Below are 23,375 nucleotides of genomic sequence, written 5' to 3' on the forward strand. Positions count from 1 at the left end.
GTATAAGTTTGGTCTTTAAGGCGAATCAGCGCCTTCCTTCAGGGCGTCAGTTCCTGCAGCAGTCACTTATCCATAAATCAGCAGCGAGTACATTCCCCGATGACTGCTTCAATATTTTCATGTTTATGTTTTAAAAATGATGAACTCGTAAAAAGTCAAAAACCATGTCACTCCCGCGGAGGCGGGAGTCCAGAACTATTTAATATTACTGGATTCCCACATCAGCATGAATGACAATTTGAGACGAAACCCGACTTTTTACGAAAACTTTAAAAATACATCTTTATACCCTTTTTATATAAATTTGTTTATTAGTTATCGTTGGTATCAGAATAAAGTTTTCAGAGAAAATGACGATAAATATATGGGGTTCGTTTTTGAAGACTCAGCGTATGCAACAAGAATATAAATACAGTAATTGGGGATGAGAAAATGGGGGTAATCAATCTGGAAGACATTCACGAGGGCATGATTCTGGCCGGCGACATAAAAGATCGAAGTGGTCGTGTAATATTAGCAGGCGGGAACACAATCAGTGAAAAGCATCTGAGGGTCTTTAGAATGTGGGGAATAACAGAAGCCGATATAAGGGGTTACGAAAAGGAGGAACTTGCTGCAAATATTGTCGCTCAACTTGACCCGTTACTTTTCCAGGAGGTGGAAAATCAGATTCGTGAACGTTTCCGTCATGTAGACATAGAACATCCATTTATGAAGGAACTGTTTCATTTGCTCACACTTCGTCTGGTTCGACGCAGATCGGGAGGACAGATCGATGATTAAGAAGCCGGAGGATCTTTTAAAAGGATTAGTACAAGTATCATCTTTGCCGGTCATATATATGAAAATCAATGAGGCGGTAAATAATCCCCGATCTTCCATGAAAGATATCAGCGACATACTAAGTGATGATCCCGGTCTTACCTCCCGATTGCTCCAGCTTGTTAACAGTGCGTTCTATGGTTTCCCATCGAAAATCGAAACAGTCAGTCGTGCCCTTTTTATCGTAGGTACACAACAGATACGCGATCTCGCTTTGGCAACTTCTATAATGAGTTTGTTTAAAGGAATACCGGAGGAGCTTGTCAGCATGGAATCGTTCTGGAGACATAGTGTAGCATGTGGTCTCGCTGCAAAAATACTTGCAACCTACCGACGGTGTGAAATGAATGTGGAACGTTTTTTTGCAGCGGGTATCATTCATGATATAGGCAGGCTCATTATCTACAAGAAAATACCGGAAACAGCGCGGGAAATGATTCTCCGCTGCAAGGCCAATAGAGAATTGCTTTATTTAGTTGAAAAAGAAGTTATCGGTTTTAACCATTCGGATTTGGGGAGTATATTAGTGCGGTTCTGGAATCTACCACCTTCTCTGGAAGAGGTAGTGGCATATCATCATTCGCCACGGGAAGCGAGACGATATCCTATCGAAACGTCCGTAGTTCACGTAGCTGACATTATTGCCCACGCAATGCAGATGGGCAATAGCGGGGAACAATATATTCCATCTTTAGATGAGAAAGCTTTGGAACTCATCGGAATTCCTTCAAGCGTGCTCTCTCCCACGTTGGATCAGTTGGAGCGAGAAGTTAAAGATGTTGTGCAATCCTTATTCGGAAAGCCTGAACATGTTGAAGACTACAAAAAAAAGAACGTATCTGTTTGATTTAGAAGAACGGATAAGACATTTAGAGGAAGCGAATCGCTGGACATTGGATGCGCTGGATATGGTTGTATCCCTCGGAGATTTCAAGAACAGCATCAATCCTCCGGATCAAGAGCCTGCCGTCATTTTCAGTGCGGCCATGATTCAGCTGAAGCGCCTGATGCCGTTCCAGGTGCTCGCGCTCTATATGATTGATGAAGAAAATTCTGATTTTATTCTTACAGAGTGTGAACCGGAAGCAGATTCGCTCATGATTGAAAAAGAGGTGGAATTTCAAATTGCCGAAGGAGTTTTCGCCTGGGCATTGTACCAAAACCGGGCGGTTACAGTTCCGGCAAAATATTTCAATCATACGTTAGTATTTCACCCCCTAGTTACACGATCACAGGTAATAGGAATGGTGGTGGGTATTCTTGTAAATGATGAGCTTGCTGTCAACAATGTATTATCGAACCTCCTAACGATAATATTATTTAATACGGCACGGGCGCTCGAAAACGCCTTTCTGTATAAGAAAATAAATGACACGAACAGACAGCTTGAATATCTCGTAAAAAAACGTACAGAAGACCTGCAAAAGGCTCTGGAGGCGGCAAATGTACTGAATATCGCGAAAAGTCAATTTCTGGCGAACATGAGCCATGAAATCAGGACACCGATGAACGGGGTGATTGGCTTTACCGGTTTGTTGTTCAATACTGATCTCGATGAAGAGCAGAGTAAATATGTCGACACAATCAAAAAAAGCGGTGAGGCACTGCTCTTCCTTATCAATGACATTCTCGATTTCTCAAAAGGTGAGGCTGGACAGTTGAAACTTGAGAATATTGATTTTGATCCGGAGGAAGTAGCATATGATGTCTGCGATATTATCCAGCCCAGGATCGAAGGAAAGCCTATCGTTTTAGTGTGTCGCATAGGAGACAGCCTTCCTTCCTCTGTAAAGGGAGATCCATACAGATTTAGACAGGTTCTCTTGAATTTGATGGAGAATGCTGCGAAGTTCACTGACGCTGGTGAAATTGAACTAAACCTTAATGGAGAGGATAGACAGAACCATCAGGTGAAAATCCACGTAGTGGTCAAAGATACCGGTATCGGTATTCCGAAGAATAAGCTATCTTCAATTTTTGATTCATTTCAGCAGGTAGATTGTTCTTCTACTCGGAAGTATGGTGGGTCTGGACTCGGGCTGTCAATATGCAAAAAACTCTCGCAGTTGATGAATGGCGATGTATGGGCGCAAAGCGAGACAGGCAGGGGCAGTGTATTTCATTTCACGGCTTGGCTGGATGAGCCTAACTTTAATAAAAATAAAGTTTATACTTCTCTTATCGATAAAAGGGTTCTCATTGTTGGTGAGAATAAGACAAATCTTCAAATATTATCACACATGATTGAATCTTCCTGTATGCGCGTTATGACGACACAAAAAGGGGAAGATGTTTTGCCTGCTTTACACTATGCCCATGATAACAATGATTCCTTTGACTTTTGCATGCTGGATATACGATTACCGGATATAAATAAAGTTGTTGAAATGATCCGGGTAGCACGTACGGGAGATATTCGTTTGCTCGTATATGGCCCCATCAAGGAAAGAGTTGTCTTGGAACACGAATTATCGGGAATGATTTCATTCATTCAGACACCGGTTCGGAAGCAAAAGTTGATTCAGACCATAGAGGAAAAAATAAATGATACGAGAGACTCGGGAAAGAGAAATAGTCTGAGGAATGGAAAGATGATCGATCGATGCAGGGCTGCACAGGGAGAGAATTCCTCACTGAAAATACTTCTGGCTGAAGATAATATAGTCAATCAGAATTTGGTAAAAATTATGCTGTGCAAAGCAGGACATCATGTAGAACTGGCAAGTAATGGCCGTGAGGCAATTAAAAAGCTCAGCATGACAAATAACACATTTGATTTGATCTTCATGGATGTTCAAATGCCGGTGATGGATGGTATGGCAGCTACTAAAGTAATCAGAAGTAGAGGATATGGAGATATCCCAATAATTGCCTTGACGGCCGGTGCGATGGAGGAAGACCGTGTAAAGTGCATCAACGCTGGTATGGATGACTATCTTGCTAAACCGGTGAAGCTTGAAGTTATAAAGGAGATAATTGATAAATGGACGGTTCGAAAGAAACACGTATCATTCTGAAACAAATGGCGGAAAATGTCGGTTTGGAAGAGGATGAGTATTTATCGCTGTTAGTACTCTTTATTGAAACGAGCACTTCATATTTAAGTGAATTGTATTCTGCGATGCATGATGGGGATTCAAAACGAGTTTATGAAACAACCCATACCATAAGAGGTGCTGCCGAAAGCCTTGGCATACCGGAAATGTCTGAAATCGCGAAGGAGATCGAAATGAAGGCCCGTCAAAATATTCTGGAAGGAGCCGAAGAAGCTACTGAACGCTTGGCGAAAGAACTTGTTTATCTAACAGAAGTTTATCATTAGGATACAATAAACACCATTATTGTATTAATAGTGTAGTAGTTTCATCATGTTTGTTGAGGTCTTACAGGGACAATTATCAATGCAATATCAAAGGCAGCAACTAAAGAGGTACAGATTATGTCAACGATGAACATTAAGTGGGAACAGATGCTTGACACTGCTGAGAAGAGACTAAGTAGAGAAAAGAAGGTATTGGTTGTGGACAATAACCCCGTCATATTGAGCTTTATGAATAATCTCCTTTTAAAACATGATTATCAGGTGTCAACAGCAGAAGACGGGCTGACTGTTCTTAAGCTTTTGGAAACCTGCACACCGGATATCATAATTATGGATTTCATCATGCCAAATATTAACGGAGAGAAGCTGTGCCGGATGATACGTAAAATGCCGCGCATGAAAGATGCGTATATAATAATTCTTTCCGCTGTTGCTGCCGAGCATGAAATAAACTTGACTGAACTGGGAGCTAATGCCTGCATTGCCAAGGGTCCCTTTAATAAAATGTCTGAACGCGTTTTAGCAACTTTAGATAGAATAGATTTGTCTAGACCCTGTGATTTTACGAATGAAGTCATAGGTATTGAAGAGACCTATTCGCGGGGTGTTGTCCTGGAATTACTTTCTGTAAAAAGACATTTGGAAATTATTCTATCAAGTATATCTGAAGGTATCTTTGAAATAACCTCTGAAGCAAAGATCGTTTTTGCAAACCCGACTGCAATTTCTATTGTCGGGATAACTGAGGAAAAGCTCTTAGCTTTAAATGTCCTTGATCTATTTCATGAGATTGACCGCATGAGGGTGAACAATCTTATTGGAAATGACGCAATGATTACCCGAAACATAAATGGTGATTCATATCGACTTATAAACGGAAAAGAAGTTTCTCTTACTATTTTGCCGATTAGAGATGAAGAGAATAAAACCGTTGTTATAATGAATGACATTAGTGATCGGAAGCAACTAGAGACAGAGCTGAGGCAGGCTCATAAAATCGAGGCAATAGGTACCTTAGCCGGCGGTATTGCCCATGATTTCAACAATCTATTGATGGGCATTCAAGGGTACACATCCCTCATCCTCTTTGATATGAATACAAACCACCCCCATTACGATAAGCTTAAAAGAATCGAAGAGCAGGTAAGAAGTGGTGCGGAATTAACCAAGCAGCTTTTGGGATTTGCACGTGGTGGGCGATACGAGGTCAGGGTTGCCGACTTAAACGAGATCATTGATAAGACATCAACAATGTTTGGGAGGACAAAGAAGGAAATCACTGTTCACCGGTCGCTTGAAGAGAATCTCTGGGCGGTGGAGATTGATCGCGGGCAGATTGAGCAGGTGCTTTTAAATCTTTATGTGAATGCCTGGCAGGCCATGTCGAGTGGCGGGGATTTGTATCTGGAGACGGCCAATGTTACTATTGATAAGGAGTATGTGAAACCGTATTCCGTCAAGACGGGAAAATATGTCAAAGTTTCAGTGACGGACACAGGTGTAGGAATGGATGGGAAGACGAAAGAGCGGATATTTGATCCCTTTTTCACCACGAAGGAGATGGGGAGAGGTACAGGTCTGGGGCTTGCGTCTGCATATGGTATTATCAAGGGACATAAAGGTATGATCAATGTATACAGTGAGAGGGGCCACGGGACAACGTTCACTATCTATTTTCCTGCATCGGACAAGAAAGTGATAAAGGAGGAGAAAGTTCCTGTAGGTATTGTGAAAGGTGATGGAACTATTCTTCTTGTGGATGACGAAGATGTAATTATTGATGTGAGTAAGGAGCTTTTAGAGGTGTTGGGTTATCGGGTTTATATAGCAAGGAGCGGTCGTGAGGCCATAGAAGTATACAAAGATAAGGGGTCCGAGATTGATCTGGTTATTCTGGACATGATAATGCCGGGTTTGGGTGGTGGAGAGACGTTTGATGTTCTCAAGTCCTTAAATCCTGACATCAGGGTGATTCTATCCAGCGGGTACAGCATAAACGGCAAGGCAAAGGAGATCATGGAAAGGGGTTGCAGAACATTTATACAGAAACCGTTTCAGATGAATGACTTGTCTGATAGAATAAGAAAAGTATTGGATTAAATCTAGAGAATGTTCCGATAGAAATCGCTGCTATGCATTTATTTATACATCTTTAATCCTTCCAAGTAGTTGATGATCTTCTCATAAATCACATTCCGGTTGATAACGTGCGGCTTCGTTAAAATACAAGTTTCATGGTGCGTATGTCGCCAACCTCCTGTGCTTTTCATCCATTGGCTACACGATCAACCGACAGCAATACGGCATTCAAAGTATTATTTTAAGAAATTCTTGTCGGAAAGAAGAAATGAATTATTTTCTGGTATTAAAAATGTATTGACTATACGTTACCCTTATATTAATAATTTCATAATAATAAATACTCAGGATAATTGGAAAGATTGGAGAAGAAGTCTCTCTTTATTCGTACGTTTGGTTGTCAGATGAATGTCCATGATTCCGAAAAGATCATGGCGTTGATGGAAACGTCGGGATATGAAAGTGTCGATGATATTGGGAAAGCTGACCTGATCATCATCAATACGTGCAGTATCAGAGAGAAGGCTGCTCAAAAAGTATATAGTGAACTCGGCAGATTAAAAAAATTAAAGACAATAAAGCCTGAACTCATTATCGGAGTGGGGGGGTGTCTTGCTCAGCAGTGGGGGGCAAAGTTCATTGAAAAAGTACCTTGTCTGGATCTGGTTTTCGGTACACATAACATACATCTTCTTCCTGAATTAATAGCAAAGATCCAAAAAGAAAGAACACCGGTCGTTCACACGGAATTTCACGAATCGGTTAATTCACTCGGTATTTCGGTACGAGCTAAAAATGGAAAAGTAAGTGCTTATGTAACGATAATGCAAGGGTGTAATAATTTTTGTTCCTACTGTGTTGTTCCCAATCTGCGGGGGCGCGAGGAGAGCAGACCACTTAGGGAAATTGTCGATGAAGTCAAAGTGCTTGCCGATCATGGTGTCAAAGAGGTAACCCTCCTCGGTCAGAATGTCAATTCATATAGCGGAACTACAGGTAATGGACATGCGTTTGCCGATTTGTTGCAAAAAATGGGAGAGATTGAAGGAATTGAGAGGATCAGATTTACCACCTCGCATCCTAAGGATCTCTCCGATGCATTGGTAAGTTGCTTTTCTGAGGTCGATAAATTATGTGAACATATTCATCTTCCGGTACAGGCGGGATCTGACCGGATACTCAAAATGATGAACAGGCGTTATACAATGACTGATTACTTTGATAGAGTGGATAAGCTCAGGACCGCGTGTCCACACATTAGTATAACTTCGGATATTATTGTAGGATTCCCCGGTGAAACGGAGAGGGATTTTCAGGCAACGATTGACATGATGGAGAAAATCAGGTTTGATAACATATTTTCCTTCAAGTACTCGGAACGTGAGGGGACCGCTGCGGCAAAACTTGGCGACAAGGTTAGTATATGTGTAAAGCGTGACAGGCTGCAATTGGTTCAGTCTCTTCAAGAGAGACATACTCTCTCGAAAAATAGAAACCTGATAGGCAACATGGAAGAGATTCTCGTTGAAAGTATAAGTAAAAACTCAAGAGAAGATGTGGCAGGAAGGACACGGACAAATAAAATTGTAAACTTCAGAGGGTATAATGACCTGATCGGCAAAACCGTTTCTGTCGTAATAACCGATGCATATCTCCATTCCCTGAGGGGTGTACTCACTGAAGAGGAGGTTACTCAATGTTAGTTAAGATGAAAGTTGCCGGATTAACGATAGATCCGCTGACAAATACGCCTATCGTAATTTTAAAAGACCTCGATGAGAAAAAAGCTATCCCTATATGGATAGGCCTTTTCGAGGCCAGCGCTATTGCAACAGAGCTGGAAAAAATTTCTTTTTCCAGACCCATGACGCACGATCTAATATATGAAATTTTGAAGACCGTTGACGTTGAAGTCATCAAAATTGAGATTCACGATCTCAGAAACAACACTTTTTTTGCCAATATCCATTTAACTAAGGATGATAAAACAATGGTGGTTGATTCCAGGCCGAGTGATGCGATTGCATTAGCCTTGAGGGCCAATGCCCCGATATTTGTTGCTGAAAAGGTTATCGAAAAATCAAGGAATGTTGATTTTGGGAAGAAAATTACAGAGCTCGATAATTTAAAAGATGAAAAATTAAAGGAATTTCTGGAAAATCTTTCTCCCGAGGATTTTGGGAAGTATAAGATGTGATGTAAGCGGGATATTTAAGAGATCAGGCATGGGAGGATGGTATAGTCTGCGGGCTTACGGGATGTGATATTCGCTGGGAAGTAGCTGTAATAATTACATGTATTGCCACGAGAGAGTACGGAAGTACTTAAACTTGAAAAATGTCGTGGCTCTTATTTTTTAAGAGATATGGAAAAGGAAATCGAGGATTTCGGAATTCACATGGATGTTGAGAGGAACCTCTCGCCGAATACAAGGGGAAATTATCTCGCCGATGTGAGGCAGTTCAAAACATTCCTTGACGCTAATAACATATCTGCTAAAAAAAACGACACAGATACCCTTATTGATATAGACCATATGATAATCAGGGCATATTTGGCATCACTCTATCGTGAAGGGCTTAAGAAAGTTACCATATCAAGAAAAGTGTCCGCACTCAGGACTTTTTTTAATTATCTCCAACGTAAAGGAAAAGTGAAGGTTAACCCGGCCCAGATGGTTCAGGCGCCGAAGATAGAAAAATATATACCTGCATTCCTGTCTGTTGATGAAATGTCCGTACTGTTCAACGCAAAAAGCCGTACGGACGCTATTGGTTTAAGAGACAGAGCCATTGTAGAGTTATTTTATTCTTCGGGCATTCGTCTCAGCGAATTGGTGGGTCTGAACATGAGAGATATCGATTACAATCAAGGATTGATGAAGATCAGGGGAAAGGGAAAGAAAGAAAGAATAGTTCCTGTCGGCGACCAGGCCACCGGCGCCGTGAGCTTATATCTTGAAAAAAGGCACGAAATTCCGTGTAGAAATATTGAAAATGGTTCAGATGAGCCAATCTTTATCAGCAGGGAGGGGACCAGGCTAAGTACGAGGAGTGTAGCAAGAATCCTGGATAAATTGGTTCTTTCGAGCGGATTAGACAGAAAAATAAGTCCCCATACGCTGCGGCATACTTTTGCCACCCATATGATGGAAGCCGGTGCTGATCTGCGGGCCATTCAGGAGTTTCTTGGTCATGAAAGCCTCTCCACAACACAAAGATATACGTCTGTCAGTGTCGGCAGACTGCTGGAAGTCTATGATAAAGCTCATCCGAAGGCACGAATAAATAAGTCCGTGAAAAGGGAGGTTTATCCAACAGGGGAAAATTCTCTAAAGGTAAAATAATAAGGATGACTCATGAAAATAAGGGGAACTACCATATTAGCCGTAAGGCATAAGGGAAAGGTTACTGTTGCCGGGGATGGTCAGGTTACCATTGATGTAACGGTAATGAAACACGGCGCCAGAAAGGTTCGCAGGTTGTATAACAATCAGGTGATCGTTGGATTTGCGGGTGCAACTGCCGATGCGTTTACACTCTTTGACCGGTTTGATCAGAAGCTGGAGCAGTATAAAGGCAATCTATTGAGGGCGGCTGTTGAACTTACGAAGGACTGGAGAACCGACAGGATATTGAGACACCTGGAGGCATTAATGATTGCTGTCAGTAAGGAGCATTTTTTGATCATATCAGGAAACGGCGATGTTATTGAATCTGACGATGATGTGATGGCCATAGGGTCAGGGGGGCCGTATGCACTGGCGGCAGCGCGCGCTCTTGTCAGGTATTCGGATTTAACTGCAACAGAAATAGCAAAAGAAGCTGTGAAGATTGCATCAGAAATTTGCATTTATACGAATGACAACATTACTGTTGAGGAACTGGATATGCATCAAGAAACAGACGACAGGAAAAATAAGAAATAGAAAGGATGAAAAGGGTAAGTATTTATATGTCGTCTAAGCAATTAACACCGAGAGAGATTGTGGAACAATTAGATAAGTATATCATTGGTCAGGGCGACGCCAAGAGGGCGGTTGCCATTGCACTGCGAAACCGGTGGAGGCGTCAGAATGTAGCGAAAGACCTTGGAGAAGAAATATCTCCCAAAAACATCATTATGATTGGACCAACAGGAGTAGGAAAGACGGAGATTGCCCGGCGACTGGCGAAGTTGGACAACTCTCCTTTTTTAAAGATAGAAGCATCTAAGTTCACAGAGGTAGGTTATGTCGGAAGAGATGTAGAATCCATGATTCGCGATCTTGTTGAACTGTCTGTAAACATGCTTAAATCGGAGGAACAGGAAAATGTAAAACCGAAATCGGCCGAGATTGCCGAAGAGAGGCTTCTTGATATTTTACTTCCCCCTAAACCCGTTGAGAGGAAGGTAGAAGATCTTATTTCAGACAGACATTTGGAACTGAACGAAGCCGAGCAAGCTCCGCAATTTGATAACACCCGTGAAAAAATGCGCAGGCTTCTCCGTGAAGGGAAACTTGATAATCGATATGTGGATTTAGAGATATCAGAAGTCAGAAGTGGTCCGATGATAGAGATATTTACATCTTCCGGTATCGAGGATATGGGATTGAATATCAAGGAAATGTTTGGAAATATTTTTCCGCAGAAGAAAAAAATGAGACGGGTAAAGGTTCCCGAGGCGCTGGAGATACTGGAGCAGGAAGAGGCCCAGAGACTTGTTGATATGGACAAGGTTACGAAAGCGGCCATTGGGAGAGTAGAACAATCAGGTATTATATTTCTTGATGAGATCGATAAGATTGTTGGAAGTGATTCGACTCATGGTCCGGATGTTTCAAGGGAGGGTGTTCAGAGGGATCTCCTGCCGATTGTAGAGGGCTCCACGGTCAACACGCGATATGGAATGGTCAAAACGGACCACATACTCTTTATCTCTGCGGGTGCATTCAGTGCCTCGAAACCGTCAGATCTGATCCCTGAGCTTCAGGGGCGGTTTCCTATCAGGGTTGAACTGGATTCCCTCGGGAAAGAGGAATTTGTAAGGATCCTGACGGAACCCCGTAATGCCCTTATTAAGCAGTATATCGAGATGATGTCAACAGAAGGGGTTAAACTATCTTTCACGGAAGATGCAATTGCAGAGATAGCCGAAGTGGCCGCAGTTGTAAACGAAAGAACAGAAAACATTGGAGCCAGGCGGCTCTATACCATTATGGAAACCCTTTTAGACGACATTTCCTTCAATGCACCTGATATGGCGGGACAGGATGTCGTCATTGATGCGAATTACGTAAAGGAGAAACTGGACAACATTGTCGAGGATGAGGACTTAAGCAGGTATATCCTTTAATAAGAATTGAGAATACAGGATTCAGAATTTAGAATATAATCTTGGGGTGAATATGGGTGATGTAGAAAAATCCATTGAACGGGCCGAAATCCTTCTGGAAGCGCTTCCATACATACGCCGGTTCTATAACAAAACCATTGTTATCAAATATGGCGGACATGCCATGGTTGATAAGGAGTTGAAGGATTTATTCGCCAGAGATGTAGTTATGCTGAAGTATATAGGTATTCACCCCGTGGTGGTGCATGGAGGCGGCCCTCAGATCGGGGATTTATTGAAGAAACTGGGTAAGGACTCTCAGTTTGTCCAGGGTATGCGGGTGACTGACGGAGAGACGATGGATATTGTAGAGATGGTTCTTGTAGGTAAGGTGAATAAGGAAATTGTCGGTCTCATAAATCAGCATGGCGGCAAGGCAGTGGGTCTGAGCGGAAAGGACGGAAATCTGATCCGGGCAGAAAAATATTATTTGACTGAAGAAAAGGCAAAGGATACGCCTCCCGAAATTATCGACATAGGTCTGGTTGGGAAGGTCAAGAATATCCATGCAGAATTGATTGTATCACTTGAAAAAGATGGTTTTATTCCCGTTATCGCTCCTACCGGTATGGGAGATAATGGTGAAACGTATAATATAAATGCCGATATTGTAGCCGGTGAAGTTGCGGCTGCCCTCAAGGCGGAAAAACTGGTCTTATTGACTGATGTAGAAGGTGTTATGGATGCGAGAGGACAACTGATCAATACTATGAATGACCGGGACGTAGTCAACATGATAGATACGGGGGTTATAAGAGGTGGCATGTATCCTAAGGTCAAATGTTGCCTTAAAGCCCTTAATAACGGAGTCAAAAAAACCCATATTGTCGACGGGCGATTGAAGCATGCAATACTTCTTGAGATTTTCACCGATATGGGCATAGGAACAGAAATAGTATTATAAGAATTATCTCTGAGAAAGATGCCGGCAATTAGCTGACAGCTCGAATCCTTTTTGCGACTAAATGGGAGAAGAAGTAAATATGAAGACTGATGAATTAATGGCGCTTTCTGATAAGTATATTATGGCAACATACAGACGTTTCCCCATTGTGCTGGTGAGAGGTTCGGGCGCCAGGGTCTGGGATAGCAATGGAAAGGAGTATCTTGATTTCGTTGCCGGGATTGCCGTCTGCAGCCTGGGACATTCACATCCGAAAGTAGTCGAGGCAATCAAAAAGCAGGTGGAAATTCTGACCCATGTATCCAATCTCTATTATAGTGAACCACAGATTCGTTTTGCCCGGATGCTGGTTGAAAACTCCTTTGCCGACAAGGTCTTTTTCTGTAATAGTGGTGCGGAAGCGAATGAGGCGGCGATAAAACTCGCCCGAAAGTATGCCTACGAGAACATGGCAGGTGGAAAATATGAATTAATTACCATGATAGACTCATTTCATGGGCGCACCCTTGCAACGGTGACGGCCACCGGGCAAACGAAGTTTCAAATCGGCTTTTCACCACTGCCTGAGGGATTCAAGTATATACCATTCAATGATATTCCGGCCCTTGAGGATGCAATTTCGGATAAGACATGCGGCATTATGCTGGAGCCGATTCAGGGAGAAGGGGGCATAAAAATTCCCGATGATCAATATTTAAACAAAGTCAGGAAAATTTGCGATGACCGGGGAATTCTGATGATTCTTGACGAGGTACAAGTAGGGATGGGAAGGACAGGAGCCCTCTTTGCCTATGAACATCATAAAATAAAGCCTGATATTGTCACGCTGGCAAAAGCCGTCGGCAATGGTTTTCCGGTAGGTGTAATGATGACATCCGATAGAATTGCATCAGCGTTCCAGCCAGGTAACCATGCATCAACATTTGGCGGCAATCCCCTTGCCATGGCTGCAAGCCTTGCAACTATGGAAAACATCCTGAATCATGGAATTCTTGAAAACGTGATAAAGGTAGGGGAGTATTTTCTCAAGAGACTTCATGAATTGAAAAGCAGGTACACCGCGATCAAAGATATAAGAGGAAGAGGTCTAATCATCGGTATGGAACTTACTATTGAAGGCGCGGGTATCGTTAAGGAATGTATGGATAAAGGGCTTTTGATCAATTGCACCGGTGGGAATGTTCTTAGATTTGTTCCACCGTTGGTCATTACAGAAAAGGATGTGGATGTTGCCGTTGATGTTCTGGGTGAGGTGATAGGGAATAAATGAAAAAGGACTTTTTGAGCGTTTATGATCTGGATCGCGCTGATTTTGAGGTTATTTTCGAAAAGGCCCACAAACTAAAAAAAATGCTTAAGGAGGGCGTACCCCACACCCCTCTTTCCGGGAAGACCCTCGGGATGATTTTTGAGAAATCATCTACGAGAACCCGAATTTCCTTTGAGGTGGGTATTTACCAATTAGGGGGGATGGCATTATTTTTGAGCAGTCGCGATACACAGCTTGGCAGAGGTGAGGATATTCCCGATACTGCAAGGGTCATGTCCCGGTATCTGGATGCCGTTGTGATAAGAACCTATTCCCAGCAGTTTGTTGAAGAGTTTGCCCGATACGCAACCATCCCCGTTATAAATGGCTTAACCGACCGGGAGCATCCCTGTCAGATAGTAAGTGATCTTTTCACCGTTAAAGAGAAAAAGGGGAGCTTTGTAGGACTGAAGGTCGCCTATGTCGGTGATGGCAACAATGTCGCAAACTCATGGATCGATGCCGCAGCCCGGCTTCCATTTCAGATTAGTCTCGCCTGTCCGGAGAAATATGAGCCGGATGCAGAAATACTCGAGAGGGCTATGAAAGGAGCAGGGAAAGGAATATCGGTCCATCGTGATCCCTTTGATGCAGTTAAAGATGCGGATGTTATCTATACGGATGTCTGGACCAGTATGGGCCAGGAGGCTGAAAAGGAAGAGAGAACAAGAATATTCAAAGCGTATCAGGTCAATAATGAAATGCTTGCACAGGCACGGAAAGACGTTATCGTGATGCACTGCCTTCCTGCTCACCGTGGTGAGGAAATAACGGATGAAGTTATTGATGGTCCCCACTCAGTGGTAATCGATCAGGCGGAAAACCGGCTTCACGTGCAAAAAGCAATTATGGAAATATTAATTTAGGAGGAGAGGGTCTTGGCTAATGAGGTGAGAAAAGTAGTATTGGCCTATTCTGGTGGATTGGACACGTCTGTTATTTTGAGATGGTTAATTGAGACATACAAGTGTGAGGTTATTGCCTTTGCCGCTGATATCGGCCAGGGAGAAGAATTGGATGGTCTCAGGGAAAAGGCCATCAGTACGGGAGCGAGCAAGGTCTATATAGACGATTTGCAGGAGGAGTTCGTCAGGGACTTTGTATTTCCGGCACTGCGGGCCAATGCCATCTATGAGGGTTCTTACCTTTTAGGTACTTCTCTGGCGAGACCGCTAATCGCAAAAAGACAGATTGAGATTGCCAGGGGAGAAGGGGCTGATGCCGTGTCCCATGGTTCCACAGGCAAGGGAAATGATCAGGTGCGGTTTGAACTGACATACACGGCTTTGAACCCTGATATTAGGATTATTTCGGCCTGGAGGGACACTCAATGGTTTTTTGATTCGAGAGGATCGATGATCGATTATGCCCAGAAACACCATATCCCCATCACGTCAACAAGGGAAAAGCCATACAGCAGCGATCGGAACCTTCTGCACACATCTCACGAGGGTGGAATTCTTGAAGATCCCTGGATGGAACCGAAAGAAGATATGTTTGTGTTAACGGTATCTCCGGAAGCGGCTCCTGATAGTGCCACGTATGTGGAAATTGATTTCGAGAAAGGAAACCCTGTAGCGATTAATGGGGTGAAGATGAGTCCCGCAAAGCTTCTCCATAAAATGAATGAAATCGCCGGCGCCAACGGGATAGGAAGGGTAGACTTAGTCGAAAACAGGTTTGTGGGCATGAAATCAAGAGGTGTCTATGAAACCCCCGGCGGCACAGTACTCTGGGCCGCCCATCGTGCGGTGGAATCCATTACAATGGATCGCGAAGTTATGTTAATGCGGGATTCAATTATTCCTAAATATGCGCAGCTGGTCTATAGCGGTTTCTGGTACTCGCCGGAGATGAGGGTGTTACAGAAGTTCATTGATGAAACTCAAGAAGCTGTTACAGGAACTGCACGTTTAAAATTGTATAAGGGGAATTGTATCGTTGTCGGTCGAAAATCTCCATGTTCACTATACAGTGAGGAATTTGTCACCTTTGAGAAAGATCGGGTTTACGATCAGAAGGACGCAACAGGTTTTATAAGGCTTAACTCCCTGAGGCTGAAGATTCAGGCTTTAAAGAGAGGGATCAGGGATCAGGGGTCAGAGAATTAATTTAATAAGTATTGTTAGAGTGAAATTACATAAGAAATTAGTATGACTATAAAGCAAAACAAACCATGGGGTGGACGGTTTCGTGAACCGGCGGATAAACTGTTAGAAACATTTACTGCTTCTATCGAGTTTGACAAACGCCTCTATCGTTATGATATTGAGGGCAGCATTGCACATGCGAGGATGCTTGCACAACAGGGAATTATCTCAACAAAGGACGAGAAGGTTATCGTCAAAACGCTGAAGGATATCCTTGTTGATATTGAAAAAGGGAATTTCGTCTTTAAACCTGAAGATGAAGATATCCACATGGCCGTAGAGAAGGCCCTGATAGAGAGGGCAGGTGAAACGGGAGGGAGACTTCATGCGGGGAGAAGCAGAAATGATCAGGTTTCTCTTGACCTCCGGCTTTATCTCAGAGACGAAATCCTGCAGATTGTGAACCTGGTGTCCAATCTCAAATTACAGTTTGTCAAACTGGCAAAAAGGGAAGTCGGAACGATTATGCCGGGTTACACCCACCTGCAAAGGGCGCAACCGGTTCTTCTATCTCATTATCTGTTGGCGTTCGGGGAGATGTTGGATCGGGATGAAGAGCGATTGCGGGAATGTTACAGAAGGGTAAATATCATGCCCCTGGGATCGGCTGCCCTTGCAGGTACAAGTCTCCCCATTGACAGGGCGTATGTGGCCGGCTTACTCAAATTTCCGGAAATATCTCAAAACAGCATGGATGCCGTTTCAGACAGGGATTTTGTTGCCGAATTCATTTTTGCAGCTTCCGTAACTATGATGCATATGAGTCGTTTGTGTGAAGATATTATTCTATGGTCAACGGATGAGTTTAACTTCCTGGAAATATCGGATGCCTTTACCACGGGAAGCAGCATCATGCCGCAGAAAAAAAATCCTGATGTCGCAGAGTTAATTCGGGGTAAAACAGGACGCATGTACGGTAATCTTGTTGCCCTGTTGACTGTGATGAAGGGACTTCCCATGACATACAACAGGGATATGCAGGAGGATAAAGAGCCTCTCTTCGATTCCGTTGATACGGTAAAGCGGTGTTTGCGAATCCTTGCAGAGATGATTAAAAACGTAAAGTTCAACAGAACCAAGATGCGGAAAGATGCATCCGCAGGTTTTTCTACTGCCACCGACGTTGCAGAGTATCTTGTAACGAAAGGTGTCCCCTTTCGTGAATCTCACGGTATTGTAGGACGTCTTGTTCTTTATTGTCTGGAGAAGCGCAAAGCACTATCAGATCTGACGATGGATGAATTCCACCAGTTTCATGGGGCGTTTGAGGAAGATATTTATACCCGTATTGCGGTAGAAAGTGTTGTGAATGCAAGAAAATGTGTTGGTGGAACGTCTGAAGAAAAAGTTTTGATGCGGATCAGGGATATTGAAGGCGGAAAAAAATGGCAAAAGTAGGCCGGTTGCTGTTTGCCCTTTTCTTTTTTGGTGTGTTTCTGTGCGGAGGCTTTCAGGGCTGCGGGAAGAAAGGTGATCCACTACCTCCCGATGTTCCTCCACCAGCTTCCATTTCTGACCTCAGGGTAAAAATTGTCGATTCGGGAATTGTTCTCACATGGAGCATCCCGGATACAAAAGGGGACATTCAGAAATTCAAGATCCAGAGAAGCGAAATGGAAGCGGAAATGTCTTGTCCTGATTGTCCGAATGAATATAGTACGATAGCTGATATTGCATCTAATGATCCATCATTATCGAAAGCAGGGTCAAATGTTGTCAGCTATCTGGATTCGCGAGTGAAGGCCGGTTTTATTTATACGTATCGCATTATTATATGTGATATAATGGATCATTGCAGTGAACCATCCCATAGTGCGGTAGTTAAAGTTAACTCTGATTCTCATCAAAGAAAGGGTACAAAAATTAAAAATAAGGAGAAAAATTAATTTATTTAGGGCGGAGAGTGAATGAATTATTTTAATTACAAAGGTAATGAACTCTGGTGTGAAGAAGTTTCAATCAGTCATATTGCGGAGGAGGTTGGAACACCGTTTTATCTGTATAGTCACAGAACACTGAAACATCATTTCCGTGTCTTCGATGCGGCATTTGCTGATATCCCGCACATTATCTGTTTTTCCGTTAAATCAAACTCCAACATCGCCATACTCAGGATATTTATTAATGAAGGCGGTGGTGTGGATATTGTCTCAGGTGGTGAGCTGTATCGGGCAATTGAGGCGGGAGTGGATACCGGAAAAGTCGTCTATTCCGGCGTTGGAAAGAAAATCGATGAAATTGAATATGCCCTCGAATCAGAGATATTTATGTTTAACGTTGAATCATCCCAGGAACTTCATGTGATCAACGACTGTGCAAAGAAGATGAAAAAAAGGGCAGGTATCGCCATTAGGGTAAACCCTGACGTTGATCCTGAAACCCATCCCCATATATCCACGGGCCTAAAAGAAAATAAATTTGGAATTGATATCGAGAAGTCGAGAGAAGAATACCGGCAGGCACAAAAACTATCAAATATTGATATTAAGGGAGTAAGCTGTCATATCGGTTCGCAAGTGACGAAGATTTCCCCCTTCATAGATGCCCTCGATCGTCTAAAAAAACTGATTAAACTTCTCAGGGAAGATGGTGTTGAAATCAGGTATCTCGACCTTGGGGGCGGCCTCGGCATTACCTATGATGAGGAGACTGCTCCTCATCCATCGGAATATGCAAAGGCAATAATCGATGCGTCGAAAGATATGAATTGCACCTTTGTATTTGAACCGGGAAGGGTTATTGTCGGCAATGCCGGTATATTAGTAACAAAGGCCCTTTACACCAAAAGCAGTAGTGAAGGGAAAAACTTTATTATTGTTGATGCGGGGATGAATGATTTAATTCGTCCCAGCCTTTATAAGGCCTATCATCAGATACAACCGGTGATCAGGCGGGAACGGGATGAAATTACCGCCGATGTGGTCGGTCCCATTTGCGAATCCGGTGACTACCTGGCTAAAGGAAGGAAAATTATCAGATGTGAAAAGGGAGATCTGATGGCGGTCATGAGTGCGGGCGCCTATGGATTTACCATGTCGTCGAATTATAATTCAAGAGGAAGGGTACCTGAGGTGCTGGTAAGCGACGACCGGTTTTATATGATCAGAAAAAGAGAGGGCTATGCGGATCTGATCAAGGGAGAAGAGATACCCGAATTTTTAAAATGAGGATGAAGACTAGGAGGATCGCCTATGTTTGGAGGAGCAATAGTAGCAATCGTTACACCGTTTAAAAATGGCAAGGTCGATGAAGAGACCTTAAGAGAATTGATAGAATTTCAGATAGCAAACGGTACCGATGGTATTGTCCCCTGTGGAACTACCGGCGAGTCCTCCACGCTGTCTCATGAGGAGCATGACAGGGTAATTGAAATTACAATAGATGCCGTGAAAAAGAGGGTGCCGGTCATTGCCGGGACCGGGTCCAACAGTACGGATGAGGCCCTGCGACTGACGAGGCATGCCTATGAGGCAGGTGCTGATGGAGCGTTAATGGTATGTCCATATTATAACAGACCCTCGCAGGAGGGGCTTTATCAGCATTATAAGATTATTGCGGAAAGTGTTCCAATTCCGATTGTCCCGTACAATATTCCGGGCAGGACCGGGGTTAATCTTCTGCCGGAAACAGTTGCAAGACTTTCAAAAACAAGCAATATCGTCGGAATTAAAGAGGCATCCGGTTCCTTAAAGCAGATGCATGATATAATTGATTTATGTGACGATACTTTTTCTGTGCTCTCCGGTGATGATTTCTTCACACTACCCCTCTTGATGCTGGGCGGTAAGGGTGTTATTTCCGTTATTTCCAATGTGGCGCCTGCTGACATGGCGGCGATGATAGATTCCTACATAGGCGGTGATATCAAGAGAGCGAGACAGTTGCATTCTAAGATGGTTCCCCTGATTGACGCCCTCTTTATTGAAACCAATCCGGTACCGGTCAAGACCGCACTGGCTATGATGGGGAAAATTACGTTTGATGTAAGACTTCCACTGTACAAAATGTCAGACAGTAACGATGAAAGGCTGAAAAATGCCATAAAGAATTATGGGCTTATCTCTTAATTACCTGACAGCTGTCAGCTGAAAGCTTTCAGCTGAATTTCCAAATCCTTTTTGCAACTTATTGGGAGAAGAACCGTTTTTAATGTAACATAGGAGAATATAGATGATTAAGGCCATTGTTACGGGAGCCGGCGGCAGGATGGGAGGCAGGATCATAAGCCTTCTTTCTGATAATAAAGATATAAAATTAGCAGGCGCTGTGGAGCAGAAAGGACATGCCATTATCGGAAAGGAAGCCGGGGAAGGGCTTGGGCTTGGTAGAACGGATGTAATTGTTGATGACCACCTCTTAACGTGTATTGAAAAGGGTGATGTGGTTATTGATTTTACACACCATGAGGCATCTCTGCACAATCTTGAGATTGCTGCGGCAAAAGGTCGAGCCATTGTTATCGGAAGTACGGGCTTTACCACAGATGCAATGAAAAAAATTAAGGAATTATCCAAAAATACTCGATGTGTCCTGTCACCCAATATGAGTATAGGGATAAATGTCATGTTCAAGGTTCTTGAGTATGTGGCCGGTATACTGGGGGATGAATATGATGTGGAGATCGTGGAATCCCATCACCATTTCAAAAAGGATGCCCCCAGCGGGACGGCACTAAAAATGGCTCAAATTATTGCGGAAAAGCTTGGTCGCGACCTGGAACAGGCAGGCGTATATGCCAGGAGGGGATTAATTGGCGAAAGGACCAAAGCTGAGATAGGTATTCAAACATTGAGGGCCGGGGATATCGTGGGAGAGCATATGGTCATGTTCTGCGGTATTGGCGAGAGACTGGAGTTTATTCATCGTGCCCATAGCCGTGACAATTTTGCACGGGGGGCAATACTGGCAGCGAAGTGGATCGTAGATCAGAAAAACGGATTGTACGATATGCAGGACGTCTTAGGAATAAGGAGTAAGTGACTTAAGGTGAAAGTGAGATTGCATGAAGACGTTCGTGGAGTTATTTGTTTTATTGGAGTGGGGTCGAATATGAATGACCCTGCCAAGCGGTGTATGGACGCTGTTTATCATTTATCTTCAGTAAATGGTATAAAGGTCTTGAGGAGGTCATCCCTGTATCGGACAGAGCCCGTTGGATATGCCGAACAGGACTGGTTTGTTAATGCTGTTGTCGAGATAAGAACGGAATTTGCTCCCCGTGAACTCCTCAAAGCATTACAATTATTAGAGGACAGCATGGGGAGGGTAAGGGGACCGAAGTGGGGACCGAGGTTTATAGATCTGGATATTCTTCTTTATGGCCAGGAGGTAATTCAGGATGAAGACCTGGTAATTCCTCATCCTGAACTTCACAAGAGACGATTTGTTCTTGAACCATTATGTGAAATAGCTTCATATGCGATTCATCCGAGATTCGGGGTTTCTGTCCGTGGATTACTGGACAGACTTAATGATGAAAGCAGGGTTTATGTCTACACGAAAAATGGAGAACCATGTTTAATCTAATCCGTTTAGTAATTATTTGTATTATTATTTATTTCGCATATAGATTGGTTAAATGGATTATCTTTTCACCGGGCGTCAATGCACCTGATCTGCCTGGGCGTCAGGCATCTGTCACGAAAAGCGAGGATCTCATAGAGGATCCATATTGTCATACGTACGTGCCTATGAGTCAAGCTTATAAGTCGTCAATTGAAGGGCAAGAAGTATTTTTTTGCAGTCAAAAGTGTTGCGAAAAATATATAGTGGAGAACCCAATGAAAAAGGCGCAGGAGGCCTCATGAAATTTTTTATTGATACAGCGAATATTAAAGAAATTAAAGAAGGTATCAGCATCGGAATGGTTGACGGTGTAACCACCAATCCGTCGCTGATTGCAAAGGAGAAAAGAGGCTTTGAAGAGGTTGTGAAGGAGATACTCGATCTGGTAGATGGACCAGTGAGCTTAGAGGTCATCAGCACAGAGGCAAAGGAGATGGTTCGCGAGGGGAAAAGGCTGATAAAATTAGGCGATAATGCAGTGATCAAGGTTCCCATGACTACAGAGGGATTGAAAGCCACGAAATTATTTTCTGATGAAGGAATCAAAGTCAACCAGACCCTTATTTTTTCACCCGTACAGGCCCTGATGGCGGCAAAGGCTGGCGCCGCTTATGTCAGCCCGTTTGTAGGGAGACTTGATGATATTTCTCATGACGGTATGGAAATAGTGGATCAGATCGTCACGATTTATAATAACTATGGTTTTGATACTGAGGTTATTGTAGCGAGCGTGCGACATCCACGTCATGTACTGGAAGCGGCTCTTATGGGCGCTGATATTGCAACCATACCTTTTAAAGTGATTGAGCAACTTGCAAAACATCCTCTGACTGATAAGGGAATTGATATGTTTTTTGCGGACTGGAACAAGGTCCCCAAAAAGTAGACAAGGGAGATGAGCTAGTTGATATGATTGATCTTTTTAAAAAATCACTTAATCGGTTGCCTGACACAATGGAGAGGGGGGCACTTTTGAACGTTCCTAATACAATAACCATGCTGAGGGTCACCATTATCCCTGTATTATTTTTTCTGCTTCTTTCTCCTGGTCAGACTGAGAGTCTTGTGATCGCAACCTTTTTCGTATTAGCTGCCCTTACGGATCTCCTTGACGGATATTTAGCCAGAAAATATGAGATCGTAACAGTGATGGGAAAATATTTAGATCCCATTGCAGATAAACTTATCATCAACACTGCGATGATTTTAATGATACCAATAGGTCGTATTTCCGCATGGATTGTCGCTGTTATTATTATCAGGGATTTTGTTGTCGACGGCATCAGGACTATCGCCTCATCAGAGGGCATCGTTATTCAAGCCAGCAAGCTTGGTAAGCAAAAAACCATGTGTCAAATCTTTGCTTTATCTGCCCTTATGATTCATTATCCGTTTCTGGGCGCAGATGCCCATGCCATAGGTACGGTCATACTTTATCTTGCCCTTGTACTCTCTGTTTACTCAGGTTTCGATTATTTTATGAAATTTTACAGGGAGATTGCCAGAAAGTAAAAGGATGACAATGATCGATATTTCTAAAATAGACTATCAATCATTTGATAATCCAATGATCACGAGGTCTTTGTTTTATCCGCGCCCTGAGATTGGTTCGTCACCTGCCGGAGGATCCGCTGAATCGATACTTATCCCGGTTGAGGAGGGTGTTGTCGTTGGCGCCCGGTTTCACCGTGCGGGGATGGAAGCCGCCAACATGCTTTTCTTTCACGGCAACGGCGAGATCGTGGCCGATTATAATGATATGGCTGTTTTATATACAGATATTGGTATAAATTTCATTCCTGTCGATTATCGCGGCTATGGCCTCTCTACCGGCAGGCCAACGGTCAC

At 43.2% G+C, this 23,375-nt stretch carries 23 protein-coding genes; all 23 read left to right on the plus strand.

The genetic code is table 11. The annotated features are described in order from the left end of the window. Positions 1 to 432: 432 nt before the first annotated feature. Positions 433 to 783: a hypothetical protein gene (locus tag NTW12_02910; protein MCX5845293.1), complete on the plus strand. Its 351-nt coding sequence runs from the start codon at positions 433 to 435 to the stop codon at positions 781 to 783. Beyond that, positions 776 to 1,669 (plus strand): HDOD domain-containing protein, encoded by an 894-nt coding sequence (locus tag NTW12_02915; protein MCX5845294.1) that lies wholly within the window; start codon positions 776 to 778, stop codon positions 1,667 to 1,669. Before NTW12_02910 ends, NTW12_02915 begins: the two co-directional genes overlap by 8 nt. Then, complete coding sequence (locus tag NTW12_02920; GenBank protein ID MCX5845295.1) at positions 1,632 to 3,839, plus strand: response regulator; 2,208 nt, start codon at positions 1,632 to 1,634, stop codon at positions 3,837 to 3,839. The genes NTW12_02915 and NTW12_02920 overlap by 38 nt, the downstream gene beginning before the upstream one ends. After that, positions 3,806 to 4,144: an Hpt domain-containing protein gene (locus NTW12_02925; protein ID MCX5845296.1), complete on the plus strand. Its 339-nt coding sequence runs from the start codon at positions 3,806 to 3,808 to the stop codon at positions 4,142 to 4,144. Before NTW12_02920 ends, NTW12_02925 begins: the two co-directional genes overlap by 34 nt. Positions 4,145 to 4,261: 117 nt before the next feature. Continuing rightward, the gene (locus NTW12_02930; GenBank protein MCX5845297.1) at positions 4,262 to 6,244 is read left to right on the plus strand and encodes a response regulator; all 1,983 of its coding nucleotides are present in this window, start codon (positions 4,262 to 4,264) and stop codon (positions 6,242 to 6,244) included. Positions 6,245 to 6,585: 341 nt separating this feature from the next. Beyond that, complete coding sequence (gene miaB / locus NTW12_02935) at positions 6,586 to 7,926, plus strand: tRNA (N6-isopentenyl adenosine(37)-C2)-methylthiotransferase MiaB (GenBank protein ID MCX5845298.1); 1,341 nt, start codon at positions 6,586 to 6,588, stop codon at positions 7,924 to 7,926. Beyond that, the gene (locus NTW12_02940; protein MCX5845299.1) at positions 7,920 to 8,420 is read left to right on the plus strand and encodes a bifunctional nuclease family protein; all 501 of its coding nucleotides are present in this window, start codon (positions 7,920 to 7,922) and stop codon (positions 8,418 to 8,420) included. Before miaB ends, NTW12_02940 begins: the two co-directional genes overlap by 7 nt. A gap of 168 nt (positions 8,421 to 8,588) precedes the next feature. Continuing rightward, on the plus strand, positions 8,589 to 9,569 hold the full coding sequence (gene xerC / locus NTW12_02945; GenBank protein MCX5845300.1) for a tyrosine recombinase XerC: 981 nt from the start codon (positions 8,589 to 8,591) through the stop codon (positions 9,567 to 9,569). 12 nt (positions 9,570 to 9,581) lie between these two features. Continuing rightward, a complete protein-coding gene (gene hslV, locus NTW12_02950) occupies positions 9,582 to 10,151 on the plus strand; it encodes an ATP-dependent protease subunit HslV (protein ID MCX5845301.1) in 570 nt (189 codons plus the stop codon). Between the two features lie 26 nt (positions 10,152 to 10,177). Next, the gene (gene hslU / locus NTW12_02955; GenBank protein ID MCX5845302.1) at positions 10,178 to 11,560 is read left to right on the plus strand and encodes an ATP-dependent protease ATPase subunit HslU; all 1,383 of its coding nucleotides are present in this window, start codon (positions 10,178 to 10,180) and stop codon (positions 11,558 to 11,560) included. A 52-nt stretch (positions 11,561 to 11,612) separates the two neighbouring features. Next, complete coding sequence (gene argB / locus NTW12_02960) at positions 11,613 to 12,503, plus strand: acetylglutamate kinase (GenBank protein ID MCX5845303.1); 891 nt, start codon at positions 11,613 to 11,615, stop codon at positions 12,501 to 12,503. Positions 12,504 to 12,582: 79 nt separating this feature from the next. Further along, positions 12,583 to 13,773 (plus strand): aspartate aminotransferase family protein, encoded by a 1,191-nt coding sequence (locus NTW12_02965; GenBank protein ID MCX5845304.1) that lies wholly within the window; start codon positions 12,583 to 12,585, stop codon positions 13,771 to 13,773. Continuing rightward, positions 13,770 to 14,678, plus strand: coding sequence for an ornithine carbamoyltransferase (gene argF / locus NTW12_02970; GenBank protein ID MCX5845305.1), 909 nt, complete (start codon positions 13,770 to 13,772; stop codon positions 14,676 to 14,678). Before NTW12_02965 ends, argF begins: the two co-directional genes overlap by 4 nt. Positions 14,679 to 14,690: 12 nt before the next feature. Next, the gene (locus NTW12_02975; GenBank protein MCX5845306.1) at positions 14,691 to 15,923 is read left to right on the plus strand and encodes an argininosuccinate synthase; all 1,233 of its coding nucleotides are present in this window, start codon (positions 14,691 to 14,693) and stop codon (positions 15,921 to 15,923) included. A gap of 48 nt (positions 15,924 to 15,971) precedes the next feature. Beyond that, the gene (argH, locus tag NTW12_02980) at positions 15,972 to 17,360 is read left to right on the plus strand and encodes an argininosuccinate lyase (GenBank protein MCX5845307.1); all 1,389 of its coding nucleotides are present in this window, start codon (positions 15,972 to 15,974) and stop codon (positions 17,358 to 17,360) included. Continuing rightward, positions 17,348 to 17,848, plus strand: coding sequence for a hypothetical protein (locus NTW12_02985; GenBank protein ID MCX5845308.1), 501 nt, complete (start codon positions 17,348 to 17,350; stop codon positions 17,846 to 17,848). Before argH ends, NTW12_02985 begins: the two co-directional genes overlap by 13 nt. Positions 17,849 to 17,869: 21 nt before the next feature. Continuing rightward, positions 17,870 to 19,129, plus strand: coding sequence for a diaminopimelate decarboxylase (lysA, locus tag NTW12_02990; protein ID MCX5845309.1), 1,260 nt, complete (start codon positions 17,870 to 17,872; stop codon positions 19,127 to 19,129). Between the two features lie 24 nt (positions 19,130 to 19,153). Then, positions 19,154 to 20,029: a 4-hydroxy-tetrahydrodipicolinate synthase gene (gene dapA, locus NTW12_02995; protein MCX5845310.1), complete on the plus strand. Its 876-nt coding sequence runs from the start codon at positions 19,154 to 19,156 to the stop codon at positions 20,027 to 20,029. 103 nt (positions 20,030 to 20,132) lie between these two features. Further along, entirely contained in the window at positions 20,133 to 20,942 is an 810-nt protein-coding gene (gene dapB / locus NTW12_03000) for a 4-hydroxy-tetrahydrodipicolinate reductase (protein ID MCX5845311.1), read from the plus strand. 57 nt (positions 20,943 to 20,999) lie between these two features. Next, positions 21,000 to 21,488 (plus strand): 2-amino-4-hydroxy-6-hydroxymethyldihydropteridine diphosphokinase, encoded by a 489-nt coding sequence (folK, locus tag NTW12_03005; protein MCX5845312.1) that lies wholly within the window; start codon positions 21,000 to 21,002, stop codon positions 21,486 to 21,488. Positions 21,489 to 21,765: 277 nt separating this feature from the next. After that, positions 21,766 to 22,413: a fructose-6-phosphate aldolase gene (gene fsa, locus NTW12_03010; protein MCX5845313.1), complete on the plus strand. Its 648-nt coding sequence runs from the start codon at positions 21,766 to 21,768 to the stop codon at positions 22,411 to 22,413. An 86-nt stretch (positions 22,414 to 22,499) separates the two neighbouring features. Then, on the plus strand, positions 22,500 to 23,039 hold the full coding sequence (gene pgsA, locus NTW12_03015) for a CDP-diacylglycerol--glycerol-3-phosphate 3-phosphatidyltransferase (protein MCX5845314.1): 540 nt from the start codon (positions 22,500 to 22,502) through the stop codon (positions 23,037 to 23,039). A 10-nt stretch (positions 23,040 to 23,049) separates the two neighbouring features. Beyond that, on the plus strand, positions 23,050 to 23,375 hold a 326-nt coding region (locus NTW12_03020; GenBank protein MCX5845315.1), incomplete at its 3' end, for an alpha/beta hydrolase.

Source organism: Deltaproteobacteria bacterium (assembly GCA_026388545.1).
Taxonomy (GTDB): Bacteria; Desulfobacterota; Syntrophia; order Syntrophales; family UBA2185; genus JAPLJS01.